At 56.9% G+C, this 20,123-nt stretch carries 17 protein-coding genes and 1 pseudogene; 11 read left to right on the top strand and 7 right to left on the bottom strand.

Annotated elements, in window-relative coordinates:
* From AB5Y72_RS20880 to AB5Y72_RS20850, 7 genes are all read right to left on the bottom strand, one after another.
* Positions 1–642 carry an isoprenylcysteine carboxylmethyltransferase family protein gene (locus AB5Y72_RS20880; protein ID WP_283940752.1) on the bottom strand — a complete coding sequence of 214 codons (642 nt, stop codon included), beginning with the start codon at positions 640–642 and terminating at the stop codon, positions 1–3.
* Positions 639–944, bottom strand: a complete 306-nt coding sequence (locus tag AB5Y72_RS20875; protein ID WP_021140721.1) for a DUF2933 domain-containing protein — start codon at positions 942–944, stop codon at positions 639–641. Before AB5Y72_RS20875 ends, AB5Y72_RS20880 begins: the two co-directional genes overlap by 4 nt.
* A 279-nt stretch (positions 945–1,223) precedes the next feature.
* Positions 1,224–1,757 (bottom strand): cupredoxin family protein, encoded by a 534-nt coding sequence (locus AB5Y72_RS20870; RefSeq protein WP_005303871.1) that lies wholly within the window; start codon positions 1,755–1,757, stop codon positions 1,224–1,226.
* A 20-nt stretch (positions 1,758–1,777) separates the two neighbouring features.
* Entirely contained in the window at positions 1,778–2,635 is an 858-nt protein-coding gene (locus tag AB5Y72_RS20865) for a copper resistance protein B (protein ID WP_005303868.1), read from the bottom strand.
* Between the two features lie 11 nt (positions 2,636–2,646).
* Positions 2,647–4,605 carry a copper resistance system multicopper oxidase gene (locus AB5Y72_RS20860; protein WP_080989874.1) on the bottom strand — a complete coding sequence of 653 codons (1,959 nt, stop codon included), beginning with the start codon at positions 4,603–4,605 and terminating at the stop codon, positions 2,647–2,649.
* Positions 4,606–4,745: 140 nt separating this feature from the next.
* Positions 4,746–5,072 carry a hypothetical protein gene (locus tag AB5Y72_RS20855; protein WP_017778717.1) on the bottom strand — a complete coding sequence of 109 codons (327 nt, stop codon included), beginning with the start codon at positions 5,070–5,072 and terminating at the stop codon, positions 4,746–4,748.
* Positions 5,073–5,234: 162 nt separating this feature from the next.
* A complete protein-coding gene (locus tag AB5Y72_RS20850) occupies positions 5,235–5,531 on the bottom strand; it encodes a helix-turn-helix transcriptional regulator (protein WP_021140725.1) in 297 nt (98 codons plus the stop codon).
* Between the two features lie 105 nt (positions 5,532–5,636).
* Here AB5Y72_RS20850 and AB5Y72_RS20845 point away from each other — a divergent pair, with 105 nt between their 5' ends.
* The 11 genes and pseudogenes from AB5Y72_RS20845 to AB5Y72_RS20795 all read left to right on the top strand — a co-directional run bounded on the left by AB5Y72_RS20845 (position 5,637) and on the right by AB5Y72_RS20795 (position 20,096).
* Positions 5,637–6,566 (top strand): permease, encoded by a 930-nt coding sequence (locus AB5Y72_RS20845; RefSeq protein WP_232105242.1) that lies wholly within the window; start codon positions 5,637–5,639, stop codon positions 6,564–6,566.
* Positions 6,538–7,263, top strand: a pseudogene (locus AB5Y72_RS20840) (IS3-like element ISAs22 family transposase); the annotation flags it as partial. The gene AB5Y72_RS20845 and the pseudogene AB5Y72_RS20840, both read left to right, overlap by 29 nt.
* A 492-nt stretch (positions 7,264–7,755) precedes the next feature.
* Entirely contained in the window at positions 7,756–9,183 is a 1,428-nt protein-coding gene (rimO, locus tag AB5Y72_RS20835; RefSeq protein WP_368199572.1) for a 30S ribosomal protein S12 methylthiotransferase RimO, read from the top strand.
* A 531-nt stretch (positions 9,184–9,714) separates the two neighbouring features.
* On the top strand, positions 9,715–11,397 hold the full coding sequence (locus AB5Y72_RS20830) for an ABC transporter substrate-binding protein (RefSeq protein WP_368199571.1): 1,683 nt from the start codon (positions 9,715–9,717) through the stop codon (positions 11,395–11,397).
* 117 nt (positions 11,398–11,514) lie between these two features.
* Complete coding sequence (locus AB5Y72_RS20825; protein ID WP_042076993.1) at positions 11,515–12,498, top strand: ABC transporter permease; 984 nt, start codon at positions 11,515–11,517, stop codon at positions 12,496–12,498.
* 1 nt (position 12,499) lies between these two features.
* Positions 12,500–13,411 (top strand): ABC transporter permease, encoded by a 912-nt coding sequence (locus AB5Y72_RS20820; protein ID WP_325782148.1) that lies wholly within the window; start codon positions 12,500–12,502, stop codon positions 13,409–13,411.
* Positions 13,408–14,430 carry an ABC transporter ATP-binding protein gene (locus AB5Y72_RS20815; RefSeq protein WP_325782147.1) on the top strand — a complete coding sequence of 341 codons (1,023 nt, stop codon included), beginning with the start codon at positions 13,408–13,410 and terminating at the stop codon, positions 14,428–14,430. The genes AB5Y72_RS20820 and AB5Y72_RS20815 overlap by 4 nt, the downstream gene beginning before the upstream one ends.
* A gap of 11 nt (positions 14,431–14,441) precedes the next feature.
* A complete protein-coding gene (locus AB5Y72_RS20810) occupies positions 14,442–15,440 on the top strand; it encodes an ABC transporter ATP-binding protein (RefSeq protein ID WP_254231881.1) in 999 nt (332 codons plus the stop codon).
* A 107-nt stretch (positions 15,441–15,547) separates the two neighbouring features.
* On the top strand, positions 15,548–17,275 hold the full coding sequence (locus AB5Y72_RS20805; protein WP_368199580.1) for a glycoside hydrolase family 9 protein: 1,728 nt from the start codon (positions 15,548–15,550) through the stop codon (positions 17,273–17,275).
* A gap of 104 nt (positions 17,276–17,379) precedes the next feature.
* On the top strand, positions 17,380–18,252 hold the full coding sequence (locus AB5Y72_RS20800) for a BadF/BadG/BcrA/BcrD ATPase family protein (RefSeq protein WP_325782146.1): 873 nt from the start codon (positions 17,380–17,382) through the stop codon (positions 18,250–18,252).
* Positions 18,237–20,096 carry a beta-N-acetylhexosaminidase gene (locus AB5Y72_RS20795; RefSeq protein ID WP_368199569.1) on the top strand — a complete coding sequence of 620 codons (1,860 nt, stop codon included), beginning with the start codon at positions 18,237–18,239 and terminating at the stop codon, positions 20,094–20,096. Before AB5Y72_RS20800 ends, AB5Y72_RS20795 begins: the two co-directional genes overlap by 16 nt.
* Positions 20,097–20,123 lie beyond the last annotated feature (27 nt).

Raw genomic sequence — 20,123 nt, 5'->3', positions numbered from 1 at the left:
TCAGCTCCTTACTTTCCATGAAGGTATAAAACGCGGGGTTTTATTTGCATAATCATCATATGCTTTTCCAAATATAGACCTAACCTCGCGCTCTTCTGTGAGCGCGAGGTGCTTATACATAATCAAGAGAATAGGAAACATGAGAAGGGTCAATATAGTTGGCCATTGCAATAGAAAGCCAAACATAATCATAGCAAACGCGACATATTGCGGATGACGAATCTTTAAATAGGGGCCAGTTATAGCGAGTTTATTCATTTTTTGAGAAAAAAAGAGCACATGCCAAGCACTAGAAAGCAAGTAAAATCCGGCACCAATTACAAAATAGCTTAGGATATGCAAGATATTAAAATGTGGGTCACCATTACCCCCTATAAACGTGTACCACAGATGCCCTGAGTTATGAGAGAGCAGATCAACCTCTGGATATTTTTTTTGTAACCAGCCAGACATGAAATATATTGTCAATGGAAATCCATACATCTCTGTAAACAAAGCAATAATAAATGCAGATATAGATCCAAATGTACGCCAATCCCTAGCCGACTTAGGTTTGAAAAAGCTAAATATAAACATTATGAACACTACTGAATTAAGTACCACAAGCGACCATAATCCATAGGATGAAAAATCGTTACTCATAAGGATTCTCCTTTATCAGATTTATCATTTTGGTCGGGTGAGCTCTTTTGTATATTTTGTTTTTTTTCATCACTACCATGATCGCCGTTTTCGTGGTTATCACCATGTCCACCATGCATGAATACATGCATAAGTGGGCAAGCGAGAAGAAGCAGATATGGTAAGGCTCCCATGAAATGGGCCCAGTGTTCTGTGACCAAAAAGTAACCAGCAACGCTACCAATGATGATAAAAGCAACCCCAGTTCTAGAACGCCAGAAACCTGGTTCATCAGATTGGTTATGCTCGTGATGTGAATTCATTGACATCCCTCCAATTAATATTAGATGCTGTAGACAACTCATTTTCTCTCAGCACCACGTCCTGTACTCACTCACCCAATAAGTCACACTATCTGAGTGATGCGGTATTTTTTACTTAATATTAAGTATAGTTATACTGCCGAGCATTAATTGGTATTTAGATCTTTTTGTGTCAGCAGATCATCAAACTGTGATATTGGCAAAACTTTTTAACTAAAAACACAAAAAAATCAAATAAAAAAAGAGGGGAGCCCCCTCTTTTTTTGTTTGAAAAGTGGATTATTTCACTACCACTTCACCAAGCATTCCAGCCTCCATATGCCCAGGTACAAGACAAGCAAATGATACTGTACCTGCTTTATCAAATTTCCATAGCACTGCACTCTTCTGACTGGGTGCAAGAGAGATCATGTTTGGCATGCTATGTTTCATCTGCATACCTTGCATTTGTTGCATCATTCCCGCATGCTCTTTGAGCTCTGAGGTTGTTCCGAGAACGAACTCATGTGGTAGTTTTCCATTATTCTTTATAAAGAATCGGATTGTTTCACCTTGTTTGACCGATATCGTTTTCGGTGTAAACCGCATGGTGTCATCCATAGATACGTCAATGGTTCTAGACACATCTTTGGCAACACCAGGGGAACCAGCCATACTCCCCATGTCATGCCCCATAGGAGCTGGATTCCCCTTCATTGAACTCATGTCATGGTTCATGCCATTCTTCATTGAGTTCATGTCATGACCTTGCTCAGAAGCCATCACACCCGTAGAAATTACTATCACAGCAGCAGTAATCATTTTGAATTTCATACATTACCTTCCTTATGTAATCAGAACCAGAATCTGGCACCTGCAATAAATCTCGTATCAGATGTACTCTCCCCATGATCTTTTGCTAGATCGTATGTATTGCCAGCGAGAGTTTTCCATTCAACGCCTATGTAAGGAGCAAACTGCCTACTTATTTCATAACGTAACCGCAAGCCAGTGCTGATGTCTGAGATACCTCGCCCAACAGACATATCATCATTATCTTTACTGTAAATATTCATTGCAGCTTGGGGCTGTAGTATCAATTTCTGAGTAAGTAAGAGGTCATATTCCGCCTCTAGGCTTAAAAGCATTAGACCATGCTGATCTACAAATAAAGAGGAGTCAACCTCAAACCAATATGGCGCTAATCCTTGTAGGCCAAGGGCAAGCCATCCTTTATCGCTTCTAGATTGATATGTATCATATCTTGCTCCAAAAAGGATGTCCCAGTATGCAGATGTAGCATACCCATAAAGAACTTGGTTTTCTGTATCCTGTAATGAATTTTTATATTCACCTTCAGATTTAAACCATATTTTTTGATAGTCTTTCCCTACCCAAGCAAGGGCTTTGTAGGAAGCATAATTTTCCTCTCGTCCATTTGAATATTCAAGCCTGTCAATTAACAGAGAAGAAAAGGTATGTTCATCTGCTAAGGAAAGCTGCTCTCTGCCTTCAAAAAGGCTTGGGCCTGAACTAAGTGTGAGTCCATCAGAATATTCATCAGGGCTTCTTTGTTCGCTATCCTCAGATGCGGTTAAATCAGGGTGATAGCCGCTAACAGCATCTTTTGACTCCTCAGAAAAAGAAAGAGAAGCAAATAACCCAAGGCTGATCAACCATATTCCATTTTTTACTATACTTTGAATTAGCATTATTTATTTCCTCAAGAAACCACTACTTCACGGAACATTCCAGCATCCATATGGAACATAATATGACAGTGCCAAGCCCAACGGCCAATGGCATCAGCGGTCACAAGAAAACTAATTCGTTGTGCTGGCTGCACAGGTATTGTGTGCTTTCTTGCCAAAAAGGAGCCATCTTCATTCTCAAGTTCACTCCACATACCATGTAAATGCATGGGATGGGTCATCATGGTGTCATTGTGGAGAGTAATTCTAACTCTTTCTCCATAATTAAAATGAATTGGTGTTGATTTACCGAACTCAACGCCATCAAACGACCATGTATAGCGTTCCATATTTCCAGTCAAATGAAGTTCAATTTCGCGTTCTGCTGGTCTTGGATCTATGGGCCCACCTTTAGTTTTCAGGTCTGCTAACGTAAGCACTCTTCTCCCATTATTACGTAGCCCTACACCAGGGTCATTCAGATTGCGTCTTGGTGTATCTACCCTCGCATCAACACTTGGCCCAAACTCTGTACTGGCATGCCTAACCTTGCTTGGCGGTGTAGCATTACTCATACCAGCCATAGAACCATGATCCATACCAGCCATGGAGCTATGATCCATCGTTGGCATTGCCCCCGATGCCATGCCAGGCATTGAGCCATGATCCATACCTGCCATAGAGCTATGATCCATCGCTGGCATTGCCCCCGATGCCATGCCAGGCATTGAGCCATGATCCATACCTGCCATAGAGCTATGATCCATCGCTGGCATTGCACCTGATGCCATACCAGGCATTGAGCCATGATCCATACCTGCCATGGAGCCGTGATCCATTCCGTCCATGGAGCCCATCATATCTTCCATTGAAAGAGGCTCAGGTTTGTCTACAGTAGGAATCGGAGCTGAAAGGCCAATCGCCGTCGACAACGTACCTCGGGCAAAACCAGTACGATCCATCGACTGTGCGAAAATCGTATGGGCGTTATCGATGGGTTGAACAATGACATCGTAAGTTTCACCAGGGCCGAAACGAAACTCATCTACGTCTATAGGTTCAATATCAACACCATCGGTTTGTACAACCGTCATTTTTATGCCTGGAATTCTGACATCGTAAAAAGACCCTCCAGCACCATTTATAAATCTAAGTCTGATCTTCTCACCTTTATTGAAGACACCAGTCCAATTTCCATTAGGGGTTGTTCCGTTCATTAAATAGGTTAAAGTTGCAGAGGATAAGTCAGCCAAATCTGTAGAATTCATTCTCATTTCATTCCACATCTGGCGTTTGGTGAAGGCAACCTTTAATCCACTGTTGCTGACATCGTTAATGAAGTCGATAGCTGTAGGCTGATTAAAATTATAGTAATCACTTTGCGATTTCAATTTTGATAAAATTCGCATCGGGTGCTCATCTGTCCAGTCTGACAAGAGAACAACATAATCTCTATCGGCTGATATAATCTCGCCTTCTTTTGGCTCTATAATTAAAGCGCCATACATTCCCGTCTGTTCTTGAGAACCAGAGTGAGAGTGATACCAATATGTACCGGACTGTTCCAACGTGAATTTATATGTGAATGTCTCTCCTGGTTTAATACCATTGAAACTAATACCAGGTACGCCATCCATTTCAAATGGGAGTATTATACCATGCCAATGAATAGAGGTAGGCTCACTGAGCTTATTGGTAACACGAAGAGTAACCTCATCGCCTTCCTTTAAGCGTAATGTCGGTGCAGGTATGGAGCGATTGACAACCGTGGCAATTCTTGTACTTCCAGTAAAGTTGACAACAACTTCTTCAACTACCAGATCGATTACTGTTCCACTTAAAACTGAGCTGTAAACCTTTTGCGGCAGTTCTTCTTTAGCGTTAATTGACATAGGAATCGATGCCACAACTCCGCCAGCAGCAATCCCTTTAACAAACTTTCTTCTTGAGATAGAAGGATTAAATCCATTTTTACTATGAACATCATTCATAAGCGCCTCCATTTCATCACAGCTGTGATGTGTGATGATGCTCATTATAGAAATCAATGTACAATTACAATACTGTCATTTTTCTCAATGCGTAGAAAAAAATGCGCCAAACTTACGATAAGCGCATGATTTTATTTGCTTTATCTGTTTCGCCCACTACCCATTCCATGCTGAAGTGCAATCACATGGACATCACCGTTGTAGCTGACTTTGACTGTGTTGATACTTTTGCCCATGGGGAGTTGCAGTTGCTTTGTCTTCCCAGGAGTAGCCATTACAGTACCCAGTTTAGTGTCATCCAGGGTAGATACACTCACAGTGTCGGTACTAAGTGCGTTGGCACTCCAATCCATATATATAATGTTGTGCCCAGCACGAACGTTATAAGGCACCGGAGCCTGAGCAAAAGCGGAGAAGCTTCCGACGACCAGCGTACATGCCATTAATGCACCAATTTTAATATTCATAAACCACCTCATTTAATTATGACTCAAGTTACGTGACTAACTATAAACTCTGAGTCATTACATGAAGCTGTCACAAAAATTACAAATTAGTAATAAACCTATTGAAGAGCGCTTGGGGAAAGCTGGATGACTGGATCAGGACATACCCTATTTTTGGCCTGCTCAGATAGAGATTCGGTTCATGCAGCACTCTTCGCGGAGAAATATGATGATCTCTTCCAGCACTTCGTATTGAGAGACGCACAGTAGGGTACGACTTTCCCGATTCTGCTTGACCAGGCCAACCGAGACCAGCGCGGCAATGTGGTGGCTTAGGGTCGATGCGGGAATGGCGAGCTGCTTTTGCAAGTCTCCAACAGGCAGGCCCTGCTCTCCCGCTTTGACCAGATGCTTGAAAATGAACAAACGAGTCGGATGACCCAGCTCTTTCAATGCCTTAGCCACTTCTTCCAATTGCATAGCGCACTCCTCTCGATGACGAATATTTCGATAATACCAGAAATATCTGACCACCCAAAAGTTTCGATTATTTTAGAAATATGGTAAATAAAGGAGGATATGAAGATGAAAGATTGGTTAACCATGCTGACAGATGCAACTCAGATGTTTTTGTTCTTGGCCTTAGAGCTTTCTGTGCTGTTTCTGGTGATTAGTGCAGGGGTCAGCTTGATCCGCCAGAAGATACCCGACTCCAAGATCCAAGCCATGCTGGGGGCACGAAAAGGCAGAGGCTATTTGATTTCTGCGGTACTGGGGGCATTGACTCCTTTTTGCAGTTGCTCAACCATCCCCATGCTGCGTGGGCTCTTGTCTGCCAAAGCCGGTTTTGGGCCAACCCTGACCTTCCTGTTTGTCTCGCCGCTGCTCAACCCGATCATCGTAGGTTTGATGTGGGCCACCTTCGGCTGGAAAGTGACGATGTTGTATGCCTTGATTGCAGCGGGAGTTTCCGTACTGGCGAGTATGTTGTTGGACATGCTGGGGTTTGAGCGTCATATCATTGACTCCAAAGAGGCCAGCTGTGGCACAGGTTGTGGCGCCACAGCAAGTGAACCTGCCAGTGTTAATGCAACCACTTGCTGCTCAAGCAACGCTATCAAGTCAGTCAAACCGCTAAAGGCTCAAGTATCCTGCTGTACCTCACTGCCTGAGGCTGCGTCAACCATCTCTTGTTGCGCAGATGGCACTGCGGCACGGACTCAGGATCCAGTCATTCCTACGGCCTTCGCCAAAGCGCGTATCGATGCCTGGCAACAATTCAAAGAGGTGCTGCCTTACTTGTTGCTGGGGGTATTGATAGGGTCATTTATCTACGGTTTCATTCCTGCCGAGTGGATAGCGGCCCACGCAGGGGCTGACAACCCGCTGGCGATCCCCTTCAGTGCAATTGTGGGTATTCCGCTCTATATCCGGGCAGAAGCCGTTATCCCTCTGGCATCTGTATTGCTGGGAAAAGGGATGAGCATGCTACCGTTATCAGCCCGTGCTGGCTGATGAAAACCAGGAGATTGCCGACTGGCTGCTGCGCCTCACCGCCAACCAGCGCAACTGGGGTTTCGGACTGTGCTTCCTGTACCTGCGTAACGTCAAAGGCTTTGGCTGGAACCACAAGCGGGTCTACCGGATCTATCGGGCGCTAGAGCTCAATCTGCGGATAAAACCCAAGAAGCGGCTAGTGCGGGCCAAGCCGGAGCCGTTGGCAGTCCCTGACCAACCGAATCACTGCTGGTCGATGGACTTTATGCATGACCAGCTCAGCGATGGTCGTTCGGTGCGGTTGTTTAATGTGATCGATGACTTCAATCGCGAAGCACTGTGCATCGAGGTGGATTTTTCCTTGCCTGCCTCGCGAGTCAAACGGGTGCTGGAGCAGGTCATCGAGTGGCGGGGCAAACCAGCCGCAATCCGCTGTGATAATGGTCCGGAATACATCAGCGAAGAGCTCAAGCAATGGGCGCAGCAGAAGAGGATTGCGCTGAGGTATATCCAGCCAGGCAACCCGCAGCAGAATGCCTACATAGAGCGATTTAACCGCACTGTGCGTTACGACTGGTTGGGCCATTACCTGTTTGAGTCACTGAATGAGTTACAGGAATTTGCCACGAACTGGCTGTGGGTTTATAACCATGAGCGGCCCAATATGGCGCTGGGCGGCTACACGCCGAAACAGCGCTTGGCACAGGCCGCATGACCTCTACTTTTGAGTGCTCCAAAAAATGGGGGGATTACCATATGACCACTCCCCAGGCGAGCTAATTGGGCCCTAGGGAAAGTGCGAACAAGTATCCCACGAACAAAAAATGAAAATTTTAGTCATTTAATATCAATGGGTTACCAGTAAATGCTCTCGTGCCATATGACTTATTCGCATCTTCCCTAGGATCATCAGCAAGCTGCGATTCATTTTGCCGGTCGCAATCAACGGCAGTACTGGACTGCTTGATGTAGGTCTCCCGCACATGCTGGCGGCCGAAGATGGCTTGAAGACTTAGAGGCAGAACTCGTAACCGAGGCCCCTGTCGTTGATGAGCGCATCATCTTCATCTCTCAGGAAAAGACACAAAATATCGTGCATTGAAACCTAATATGGCAGGTCAAAAAATACACACATCACTTCTTCCTCTTTCCTGCTCATCAGGTATAATCCGCCATCTTTTTTTGCATCAGTGACCAGCGACCCCCTATGACTGTCAACCGTTTTGACCCCAGCTCAGACAGCCTGACGCCTGCAACCACGCAGGCTCAGCCATTGGACAACCAACCTGTCCAACAAGCGACTTCCAGCATTATTAGGTCTCATCCCCCAAGGATTGGTTTTGTGAGCTTGGGATGCCCCAAAAACCTGGTCGATTCCGAACGCATCCTGACCCAGCTGCGTACCGAAGGGTACGACGTGGTGCCCAGCTATGACGATGCGGAGCTGGTGGTGGTCAACACCTGCGGCTTCATCGACAGCGCGGTGCAGGAGTCCCTGGAAGCCATCGGCGAGGCCCTGGCCGAGAACGGCAAGGTGATCGTTACCGGCTGCCTGGGTGCCAAAGAGAACCAGATCCGCGAGATCCACCCCAAGGTGCTCGAGATCACCGGTCCCCACGCCTATGAAGAGGTGCTGGGCCACGTCCACAAGTACGTGGAAAAACCGACCCACAACCCCTTCACCAGCCTGGTGCCGGCCCAGGGCGTCAAGCTGACCCCGCGCCACTACGCCTATCTGAAGATCTCCGAAGGCTGCAACCATCGCTGCACCTTCTGCATCATCCCCTCCATGCGCGGGGATCTGGTGAGCCGCCCCATCGGCGAGGTGCTGGCCGAGGCCAAGCGCCTGAAAGAGGCCGGCGTGAAGGAGATCCTGGTGATCTCCCAAGACACCTCCGCCTACGGCGTCGACGTCAAGCACCGCACCGGTTTCTACGACGGCATGCCGGTCAAGACCAGCATGGTGGCCCTGTGCGAGGAGCTCTCCAAGCTCGGCATGTGGGTGCGCCTGCACTACGTCTACCCCTACCCGCACGTGGATGACGTCATCCCCCTGATGCGCGACGGCAAGATCCTCCCCTACCTGGACATACCGCTGCAGCACGCCAGCCCGCGCATCCTCAAGCTGATGAAGCGCCCCGGCTCCGTCGAGCGCACCCTGGAGCGCATCCAGAAGTGGCGCGAGATCTGCCCCGAGATCACCCTGCGCTCCACCTTCATCGTCGGCTTCCCCGGCGAGACCGAGGAAGAGTTCCAGATGCTGCTGGACTTCATCGACAAGGCGGAGCTGGATCGGGTCGGCTGCTTCAAGTACAGCCCGGTCGAGGGTGCCAAGGCCAACGAGCTACCGGATCCGGTGCCGGCCGAGGTGCAGGAGGAGCGCTTCCAGCGCTTCATGGAGCTGCAGCAGCAGGTCTCCATCCGCAAGCTCGCCCGCAAGGTCGGCAAGGAGATGCTGGTGCTGATCGACGAGGTGGACGAAGAGGGTGCCACCGGCCGCTCCGCCGCCGATGCCCCCGAGATCGACGGTCTGGTCTACCTGAATGGCGAGACCGGCCTCAAGCCCGGCGACATGGTCAAGGTTCGCATCGACGAGGCGGACGAGTACGACCTCTGGGCCAGCCTGGTCGAGTAATCTCCCAGAACATCCCTCAAGCCAGTCAGCCACCGCTGACTGGCTTTTTTATTGCCCTCGTCTCCCCGGCCTCCGGCCATGCCTCCCTTGGGACTGAGTGTGGCAGAGCGCCCTTCGCCTCGGCCCCTCTCTGGCCGTGAACCGGCGCACAGTTTCGCCTCACCTCGCATCCTGCTTCTTTCCCGGTCAAAAAAAAGCCACCAAGGCGGAGAAAAAACGAGCACGATCCAGTTCACACTATCGCCGTCACGCTGTCAAAACAGGTGACTTCGTGCTTTGTGAGAATTAATGCAACTGTATAATTTAAAAGGATTAAAAATACATTTTGACGATATTGACGAGAGTTCTCGGGTTTTTACGATATCGACGAAATGAAGAGTTGTTGTCTTCCTGTTAATTCTGCTTTTCTAATGGCGTTGGACGACACAACTACAAGGGTGCAAAACCTGACCAACATTGAGGGCCGGTATCCAAGCATGCGATCTCGGCGCTCCATTCCAAACATGGAAGACCAATAAGAAAGGAAAAAATATGCTTGCCAAAGTATCCAAAATCGCTACCTCAGTCATGCTGGGAACCCTGATGCTCGGTGCCGCCGGCACCGCCATGGCCGCCGACAACAAGACGGTGCTGACCCTGGTCGCCCAGCAGGAAACCGCATGGGTCAAGAACTTCAACCCCTTCCTGCAGGCCGGTCTGCTGCACACCACCCGCCACTTCATCTATGAGCCCCTGGTGATCTTCAACGATATGCAGGGTGGCAAACCCGTCTATCGTCTGGCCACCCACTACGCCTTCAGCGATGACCTGAAGTCCGTCACCTTCGATCTCCGTGAAGGGGTCAAGTGGTCAGACGGCGAAGGCTTCGACGCCAACGACGTGCTCTTCTCCTTCAACCTGGTCAAGGCCAACAAGGCCCTGGACGAACGCTCCATCTGGACCCAGGTGAAGAGTGTCGAGAAGCTGGGCCAGTACAAGGTCAAGTTCGATCTGGCGGCCGTCAACACCAACGTGGTGAACGACATCGTGCTGGTGCCCATCGTCCCCGAGCACCAGTGGAAGTCGGTGAAGGACCCGGTCGCCTTCACCAACGACAAGCCGGTCGGCAGCGGCCCCTTCACCGAGGTGGACAACTTCTCCGCCCAGCTCTACACCCAGTGCCGCAACCCGCACTACTGGGACAACGCCAACCTCTCCATCGACTGCCTGCGCATGCCGCAGATGGCCACCAACGACCAGGTGCTGGCCGCCGTGATGAAGGGTGATGTGGACTGGTTCGGCTCCTTCGTGCCGGACATCGAGCGCCTCTACGTCGGCAACGATCCCAAGAACAACAAGTACTGGTTCCCCGCCTCCGGCACTGTGGCGTTCAACGTCAACTTCCAGAGCAAGCACCCCGGCAACCACGAAGCCTTCAACGACATCAACTTCCGCCGCGCCTTCTCCATGGCCATGGACCGCCAGTCCATGGTGGACATCGCGGGCTACGGCTACCCCACCGTCAACGAGTACCCGTCGGGCCTGGGCAAGGCATTCGCCTCCTGGGACAACCCGGAAGTCGAGAAGAAATACGGCAAATACAACAAGTTCGACCTGGAAGGGGCCAAGGCCCTGCTGAAGGAAGCGGGCTACAAGGACTGTGACGGCGACAAGTTCCTCGACACCCCGAGCTGCAAGAAGATCGAGTTCAAGGTGCTGGTCCCGAACGGCTGGACCGACTGGGTCAACACCGTCCAGATCGGTGTGGAAGGCCTGCAGGCCCTGGGCCTGAACGCCAAGACCGCCACCCCGGAAGCCACCGTCTGGACCGAGTCCCTGATCACCGGTGACTTCGACGTCGCCCTGCAGGGCTACTTTGCCGGCGCCAACCCGCACAAGTACTTCGAGACCGCCTTCCACTCCCGCAACATGGGTGAGCGCGGCAACCGCTTCGCGGCGCCCCGCTACAAGGATCCCGAGCTCGACAAGCTGATCGACGACTTCACCCAGACCGCCGATGCGGCCAAGCAGAAGGAGATCATGTTCGCCATCCAGGAGCGTGTCGGGGCCAACCAGACCATCATCCCGGTGTTCAACAACCCGACCTGGTACGAATACAGCACCAAGCGCTTCAACGGCTGGTTCAGTGCCGACAACCCGGTCGCCAAGCCGCAGGTTCACCCGGACACTCCGGAGCGTCTGCTGCACGTGCTGTCACTCAAGCCGAACAGCTAATCACCCCGGCCCCCTGCGGGGGGCCCTCTTCCCCGCCATGTCTTTCACCCCCGTCCTCTGCCGGGGTTGGGGGAGCTTTGCCCGGCGCGGGGCAGGCTTGCAGTAAAAGGTATCACCATGGGATTCATACTTAGACGCTTCTCCTTCTATCTGGTCGCCTTCCTGGTGGCCGCCACCATCAACTTCCTGCTACCCAGAGCCATGCCAGGGGATCCCGTCTCCGTCATGTTTGCCCGGGCCGGCGCCATGATGGAACCTGCCGCCCTGGAAGCCCTCAAGGCTACCTTCGGCTTCGTGGACGGCCCCATCGGCACCCAGTTTCTCGCCTATGTGAAGAGCGTCTTCACCTGGGATCTCGGCACCTCGGTGCGCTACTACCCCCAACCGGTTGCCGACGTCCTCGGCCGTGCCATCGGCTGGACTCTATTCCTGGTGGGCACCTCCACCATTCTGAGCTTTTCCATCGGCTCCATCGTCGGCATCTTCGCCGCCTGGTACCGGGGCGGACGCATGGACAGCATCCTCTCCCCACTCACCCTCGTGATGCAGGCCATCCCCCCCGTGGTGGTCTCCCTGCTCGCCCTCTTCCTGTTCGGAGTCAGCCTCGGCTGGCTGCCCATCGGCTACGCCTACAGCCCCGAGATCCCCGCCGACTTTGGCTGGGAACACATCAAGAGCATCCTGCTGCACGCCATCATGCCGGTGGGCACCCTGGCGCTGGTACAGGTGGGTGGTTTCCTTATCACCATGCGCAACAACATGATCAACCTGCTGGGCGAGGACTACATCACCATGGCCAAGGCCAAGGGGCTCTCCAGCAACCGGGTGATCTTCAACTACGGCGCCCGCAACGCCGTGCTGCCCAGCGTCACCGCCCTCTCCATGGCGCTCGGCTTCGTCATCGGCGGCTCCCTCATCACCGAGGTGATCTTCAACTACCCCGGCCTGGGACTGACCCTCTATCAGGGCATCCTGGCCCGCGACTACCCCCTCATTCAGGGGCAACTGCTCATCATGACCATCACCATGCTCAGCTTCAACTTCCTGGCGGATGTGCTCTACGTCTTCCTGGATCCCCGTCTGCGTACAGGAGGCAAATAAGATGCGTATGCCGACTATCTTGAAAATCCTGCTGGGCAACAAGAAGGCCGCCTTCGGCCTCGCCATCGTGGTCACCTTCGTGCTGATGGCCCTGTTCGCCCCGCTGCTCGCCAGCAACGAACCCACCAAGCGGGTCGCCCGCCCCCACCAGCCCCCCAGCGTGGAGCTGGTGATGGGATCGAACCGCATGGGTCACGATCTCTGGGCCCAGTTCACCCACGGTGCCCGCATCTCCCTGCTGGTGGGCTTCGGGGCAGGCCTGCTGGTCTGCGCCCTGGCCATCACGGTGGGGATCACCGCCGGTTATTTTGGCGGCGTGGTGGACGAGTGCCTCACCTTCCTGATGAACGTGGTGCTGGTGATCCCGAACCTCCCGCTATTGCTGGTGCTCGCGAGCTTTATCGGGGAGGCGTCACCGACGGTGATCGCCCTCATCATCGGCTTTACCTCCTGGGCCTACGGCGCCCGGGTGATCCGCGCCCAGACACTGGCCCTGCGGGAGAAGGAGTTCGTCATCGCCGCCGAGGTACTGGGTGAGCCGGCCTGGCGCATCATTTTGGTGGAGATACTGCCGAACCTCATCTCCATCATCGGGGTGAGCTTCATCGGATCCATCATCTACGCCATCGTCACCGAGGCGACCCTGGAGTTCCTGGGGCTCGGCGATCCGACCGTGGTGAGCTGGGGCATCATGCTCTACAACGCCCAGACCTCGAGCGCCATCCTGGTGGGTGCCTGGTGGGAGATTTTGGCTCCCTGCTTCGCCATCGCCACTCTGGGGGCGGGTCTGGCCATGCTCAACTTCGCCATCGACGAAATCGCCAACCCGCAGCTCCGTTCCCACAAGGGGCTGCGCCGCTGGAAACAGCTCGCCGCCCCGGCACCTGTCACCGCTCAGGAGAAGACAGCATGAAGCCGCAACAACCCCTGCTGTCGGTGCGCCAGCTCTGCGTCGACTACATCACCGAGAACGGCGACGTGCGCGCCGTCAACTCGGTCAGTTTTGACATCATGCCGGGTGAGGTGTTCGGCCTCGCCGGTGAGTCCGGCTGCGGCAAGTCCACCGTCGCCTTCTCGGTGGCGCGCCTGCACAAGCCGCCCGCCTACATCAGCGGCGGCGAGATCCTGTTCAAGGGGGAGAACATCCTCGGCTTCGACGACGAGCGGCTGCGCAGCTACCGCTGGCGCCAGGCGAGCGTGGTGTTCCAGTCCGCCATGAATGCGCTCAACCCCGTGCTGCGCATGGAGGAGCAGTTCTGCGACGTGCTCTTGGCCCATAACCCCGGCATGACCCGCTATGAGGCGATCAAGCGTGCCCAGGAGCTGCTGGAGATCGTCGACATCCACCCGAGCCGGCTCAAGGACTACCCGCACCAGTTCTCCGGCGGCATGCGCCAGCGGCTGGTGATCGCCATCGCCATGGCCCTCAACCCCGAGCTGCTCATCATGGACGAGCCCACCACGGCGCTGGACGTGGTGGTGCAGCGGGAGATTTTGCAGAAGGTCTATGCACTGAAAGAGAAGTTCAACTTCTCCATCCTCTTCATCACTCACGACCTCTCCTTGATGGTCGAGTTCTGTGACCGCATCGGCATCATGTACGCGGGTGAACTGGTGGAGGTGGCGCCGGCCAAGGCGATCCTGACCACGCCGCTGCACCCCTACACCCGGGGCCTTGGCAACTCCTTCCCCCCCCTGCACGGGCCCAAGACCGTGCTGGAGGGGATACCGGGCAGCCCGCTCAATCTGCTGGAGGTGCCGGTGGGCTGCCGCTTCCAGGCACGCTGCAGCAAGGTGCACGAGCGCTGCCGCCAGGAATACACCCGGCTGGCCGAGATCCTGCCCGGCCAACAGGCTGCCTGCCACCTTCATGAGGCAGCAGAGGAACAACCGGATCTTCCGATCCATCTGGACAAGGCCGCTGGCTGTTAAGGATGTCTGTCATGCAAATCGCCCAAACCGACGCGCCCATCATCGAGGTCCAGCACCTCTACAAGGACTTCGCCGTCAACTCCAACGCCATCAAGAGCGGCAAGATGCGGGCGCTGTCCGACATCACCTTCAACCTGCACCGGGGCCGGGCCCTGGCAGTGGTGGGGGAATCCGGCTCCGGCAAGAGCACCATCGCCAAGATCATCGCCAAGATGTACAAGCTCTCCAACGGCCGCATCCTCTACCGTGGCCGCGACCTGGAGGAGTTCAACAAGGGCACCGCCCTGCTGGACTATCGCCAGAGCGTACAGATGGTGTGGCAGGATCCGTTCGGTTCATTGAATCCGACCCACACCATCTACCACCACATCGCCCGCCCCCTGCTGCTGCACAGCAAGGTGAGCGACAAGCGGGATCTGCCCGACATGGTCTATGGCCTGCTGGAGAAGGTGGGGCTGACCCCCGCCAAGGCGACCGCGGCCAAGTACCCTCACCAGCTCTCCGGCGGCCAGCGCCAGCGGGTCAACATCGCCCGCAACCTGGCGGTGGAGGCGGAAGTGGTGCTGGCGGACGAGCCCACCTCCATGCTCGACGTCTCCATTCGCATCGGCATCCTCAACCTGATGGAGCAGATGAAGAACGAGCTCGGCGTCTCCATGCTCTACATCACCCACGACATCGCCACCGCCCGCTACGTGGCGGAAGATCTGGCGGTCATGTACGTGGGGCACATGGTGGAGTGGGGAGAGGTGGACGAGATCCTGCACCACCCCCAGCACCCCTACACCCAGTTGCTCATCTCGGCGGTGCCCGATCCCGAGAAGAGCATCCACGCCGAGCTGGAGGGAGGCCGCAAGGGGGAGATACCGCTCTGGACCCCGGAATCCCGCGGCTGCCCCTTTGCCGGGCGCTGCCACCAGGCCATGCCCCGCTGCAAGGAGAGCCTGCCGCCGGTGACCCGGCTCGCCGACAACCACTTCGTGCGCTGCTACCTCCACGAACAGGAGTAAGCAGGCCCGCGGCCGGGCGCCGTCGCCCGGCCATGCCTCGCGTCGGGGCCGCAAGGCCCCGCAATGAGCCTCGCCCGCCAGGGGCGAGCCTTCGGAGTAAAACCTTGATGGAACTTTTGATCAACCAGGTGGGTTACGAATGTGACGGGGAGAAGAGCGCCCTGCTGCAGTGCGGCGCCGACCTCGATATCCGCGGCCACGTCAGGCTGCTTCGCCAGGAGGACGACCGCCTCCTGCTGGAGACGCCGCTGGTAGCGGCGGGAAGCGTCCCCGGCTGGCAGGGGCGCCACTACTGGCGGGCCGATTTCTCCGCCTTCACCGAGCCCGGCCACTACCGGCTGGAGGCCGTCGTGACCGAGGGAGCGCAGGAGCGTCTGGTGCGCTCCCCCCCCTTTGCCATCGGCCGGGGGCTGCTGGCGAACCGCTGCCTCTCCGACGTCATCCACTACTTCAAGGGACAGCGCGCCAGCGGCGCCTTCGATAGAGCCGACCGCAGCGCCCGTCTGTTTGGCACTGACCAGCACAAGGATGTGCACGGCGGCTGGTTCGACGCCAGCGGCGACATGAGCAAGTACCTGAGTCACCTCTCCTACGCCAACTACCTCAATCCCCAGCAGACTCCCATGGTGGTCTGGTCCCTGCTCAAGTGCCGGGAACTCCTGGCGACACGTCGCGACATCGACGGGGTGAACCTCTGCAAGCGGCTCAACGACGAGGGGCTGCACGGGGCGGATTTTCTCTGCCGGATGCAGGACGAGAGCGGCTTCTTCTACATGACCCTGTTCGACAAGTGGAGCAAGGATCCCGAGCAGCGGGAGCTGTGCGCCTATGCGACCCAGCAGGGGATCAAGTCCGCCCACTGGCAGGCGGGCTTTCGTCAGGGGGGCGGCATGGCCATCGCCGCCCTGGCCCGCGCCGCCCGGGAACCGAGTGGCGGCGACCTTGACACCAGCCAGTACGCCGAGGCGGCCAGACGCGGCTACCTGCACCTGCGCGAGCACAACCTCGCCTACCTGGACGACGGGGTCGAGAACATCATTGACGACTACTGCGCCCTGCTGGCGGCGGTCGAGCTCACCAGAACGCTGGGCCCCGAGTGGCTCGCCGAGGCGCGGGACAGGGCCGGCAGGCTGTGCGCCCGCCAGCGCCCCCACCTCGAGCTCGGCCACCATTGGGCCGCCAACGACGATGGCTCTCGCCCCTACTACCACGCCGCCGAGGCGGGCCTGCCGGTGCTGGCGCTGCTGGAATATCTAAGCGTTGAGCCGGATCCGGCGCGTCAGTGGGCGGCCCGGACCGTCGCCGAGCAGGCGTTGGCCGCTGAGCTGGCGCTCTGCGCCCGGGCAGGCAACCCCTTCGTCCTGGCCCGCCAGTATGTGAAAGGCGTTGGCGAAGAGCCTCGCATCAGCTTCTTTATGCCCCATCACAACGAGTCCGGTTACTGGTGGCAGGGGGAGAACGCCCGGCTGGCGTCGCTGGCCGCCATGGCCTTCGCTGCCGCAGAGCAACTGCCGCAACAGAGCCGGTTGCTTCGCACCTTCGGCCAGCAGCAGCTCGACTGGATCCTGGGGAGAAACCCCTTCAACGCCTGCATGCTGGCGGGTCAGGGCATCAACAACCCGGAATACACCGCTGGCTACCCCAATGCACAGGGGGGGATCTGCAACGGCATCACCGCCGGGTTCGACGACGAGGCGGACATCGCCTTCATTCCTGAGGAGTACAAGGAGCGGCTGGATCAGAACTGGCGCTGGGGCGAACAGTGGATCCCCCACGCCGCCTGGTTCGCTTTGGCCATCACCTGGCAGAGCGCACAAGGAGGCCACCATGATTGAGAGCGGTTCAAACATCACTGGCACCGGGGAGAGCCGTGGATCCTCCATACCGCCAGCCAGGTTTGCCCTGGCCATCACCTGGCAGAGCGCGCAGGGAGGTCACCATGATTGAGTTCTGGGTCGGGGTGGACGGCGGCGGCACCCATACCCGGGCCCGCATCCGCGATCGGGCCGGCAGGCTGCTGGGGGAAGGCCGGGCGGCCGGCTCCAATCTGGAGCTGGGCATCGCGCTCGCCCACGGCAACGTGCTGACCGCCATCGAACTGGCTCGCATCGAGGCCGGTTTGGGCGAAGATGCACAGCAGAGGATGGGAGTCGGACTGGCGCTCGCCTCCGCCGAGCTCGCCGACAGCTATCACGCCATGCTGACCATGCCTTTCCCGTTTGCGAGGGTGAAGCTCACCTCCGACGCCTTTGGTGCCTGCCTCGGCGCCTTCGGCGGCCAGGAGGGGGCCATCCTGATCGCGGGCACCGGCTCCGCCGGGCTCATCTACCGCGATGGCCGGCTACGCACCTGCTCGGGTCGCGGCTTCCTCGTCTCGGATCTCGGCAGCGGCGCCTGGCTGGGGCTTCGCGCCATCCAGCAGTCCCTGCTCTGCCACGACGGCATCCTGCCCCCCAGCCCCCTGGCGGTGCGCCTGATGGATCACTTCAGGCGGGATCAGGCGGAGGTGGTGCGCTGGGCCGCCTGCGCCCTGCCTGCGGACTACGGCCGTTTCGCCCCCTGGGTGTTCGATGCCGCCAGCGACGGGGACGAGCTCGCCACCGCCCTGCTGGATGAGACCTGTGCCCAGCTCGGCATGCTGCTGGAGGGCATGACCCAGCTCGGGGCGGACCGGATCGCCCTGCTGGGCGGCATCGGCATGCGCCTCTCCCCTCGCCTCTCCCGTTTCAACCTGGTGACCCCCAAGGCCGATGCCCTTGACGGCGCCATCCTGTTTGCCCAATCAGAGGAATACCCATGTCTGCACCCCTGATCCATGCCCAGGTCGATCACCGCGACGGTGAGGACGTCTGGTTCCGCTTCACCCTGAGCCAGTTGCCGGGCGTGCCCTGGAAACTGCACTTCTGCCTGGCCCGGCACATAGACGCGAGCTCGGTTGAGGGCGGGACGCTGGAGCGCCAGAGCGGCAGCTACAAGGTGCTGGTGCCCCATGAAGGGGTGAGCGAGCTGCGTTTCTGCTGCCGCAAGACCCCCGTCAAGCGCCTCTCCGATCTGCCCAAGGGCTTCTTCCTGAGCCTGATGGAGGGCGAGGGACGGCTGCAACCCGTGGTGCTGGCGGGGGAAGCGCTCGGCCTGCCCTCCCCGCCGCCCGCCGCCCCCGATCTGCCCGAGGTGGAGGCCGCCAACGGCATAGTGCCCCAGCCCGCCCACCTGATTTATACCGAGGGCAACTTCCGGCTGGCGGAGCGCGCCCACGTCGACGGCCCCGTCCCCCTCGCCCCCCTGCTCGCCCATTTCAACGAGCTGACGGGCCTGGCCCTGACCCAGGATCACGATGCGGAGCTCCATCTTGTCGAGGCGCCGCTCCCTCAGGAAGGGTATGAACTCTCCATCACCACGGAGGAGATCCGCATCCGGGCCGCCGGCGAGGCGGGCTGGCGCCACGGTCTGGTGACCCTGGCCCAGTGGTATCTGCAGCACGGAGAGAGCCTGCCCTGCCTCGAGGTCAGGGATGCGCCGCGCTTCGGTTTTCGCGGCATCTTTCTCGACTGCGCCCGTCATTTCCACTCCATTGCCACCCTCAAGCGCCTGCTCAGGCAGATGAGCCTCTACAAGTTCAACCGCTTCCACTGGCACCTGACCGATGACGAGGGGTGGCGCCTGGAGATCAAGGCCTTCCCCCGCCTCACCGAGGTGGCGGCCTGGCGCGGCCATGGGCTGGCGATCGATCCCCAGCTGAGCGGCGGCCCCGACCCCTATGGCGGCTACTACACCCAGAGCGAGGTGCGCGAGCTGGTGGCCTATGCCGCCGGGCTCGGCATCACCATCATCCCGGAGATAGACATCCCGGGGCACTGCCACGCCGCCATCAAGGCGCTGCCCGAACTGCTGCGGGAAGAGGCCGACCGCTCGTGCTACCTCTCGGTGCAATATTTCGATGACAACGTGCTCAACCCGGCGCTGCCAGGCACCTATGAGTTCCTGGAGACGGTGATGGACGAGGTGTGCGCGCTCTTCCCGGGGCCCCAGGTGCACATGGGGGGAGACGAGGTGCCGACCGGCGTCTGGACCGACAGCCCCGCCTGTCGACAGTTGATGACAGAGCAGGGCTATACCGATTGCCGCGAGCTGCAGGGCCACCTGCTGCGCCACTGCCAGCACTATCTGGCCGCCAGGGGCAAGCAGATGCTGGGCTGGGAGGAGATACTGCACGGGGACAAGGTGAGCCGGGAGGCCGCCATCTGTGCCTGGACCAGCTTCCAGGCCGGGCTGGACGCGGCGGCGGCGGGCTATCCCGTGGTGATGGCGCCGGCCCAGCACCTCTATCTGGATCTCGCCTGGAACCAGGACATCCACGAACCAGGGCTCTACTGGGCGGGCCCCCTCAATCTCGAGCAGGTCCATGCCTGCGATCCTGCCCCGGCCGATTTCCATGCCAACGATAACATCCTGGGGGTGCTGAGCCCCTTGTGGTCGGAACTGATCACCTCTCGCGATCGTCTCGACTACATGTTGTTCCCGCGCCTGCTGGCCACGGCCGAGGTGGCCTGGAGCGACCCCGCCCGCAAGGCGTGGGATCACTTCGCGGCCCGCCTGCCCGGCCAGTTGCAGATCCTCGACCAGTTGCAGGTGCGTTACCGGGTGCCACAGAGGTAGTGTTATCTTTCTCTTTTCGGCGACCTC

This window comes from Aeromonas sp. R7-4, from assembly GCF_040908055.1.
GTDB lineage: Bacteria > Pseudomonadota > Gammaproteobacteria > Enterobacterales > Aeromonadaceae > Aeromonas > Aeromonas sanarellii.
The sequence above is the reverse complement of the archived record's forward strand: the minus strand, read 5'-3'. Positions and strand labels throughout refer to the sequence as shown.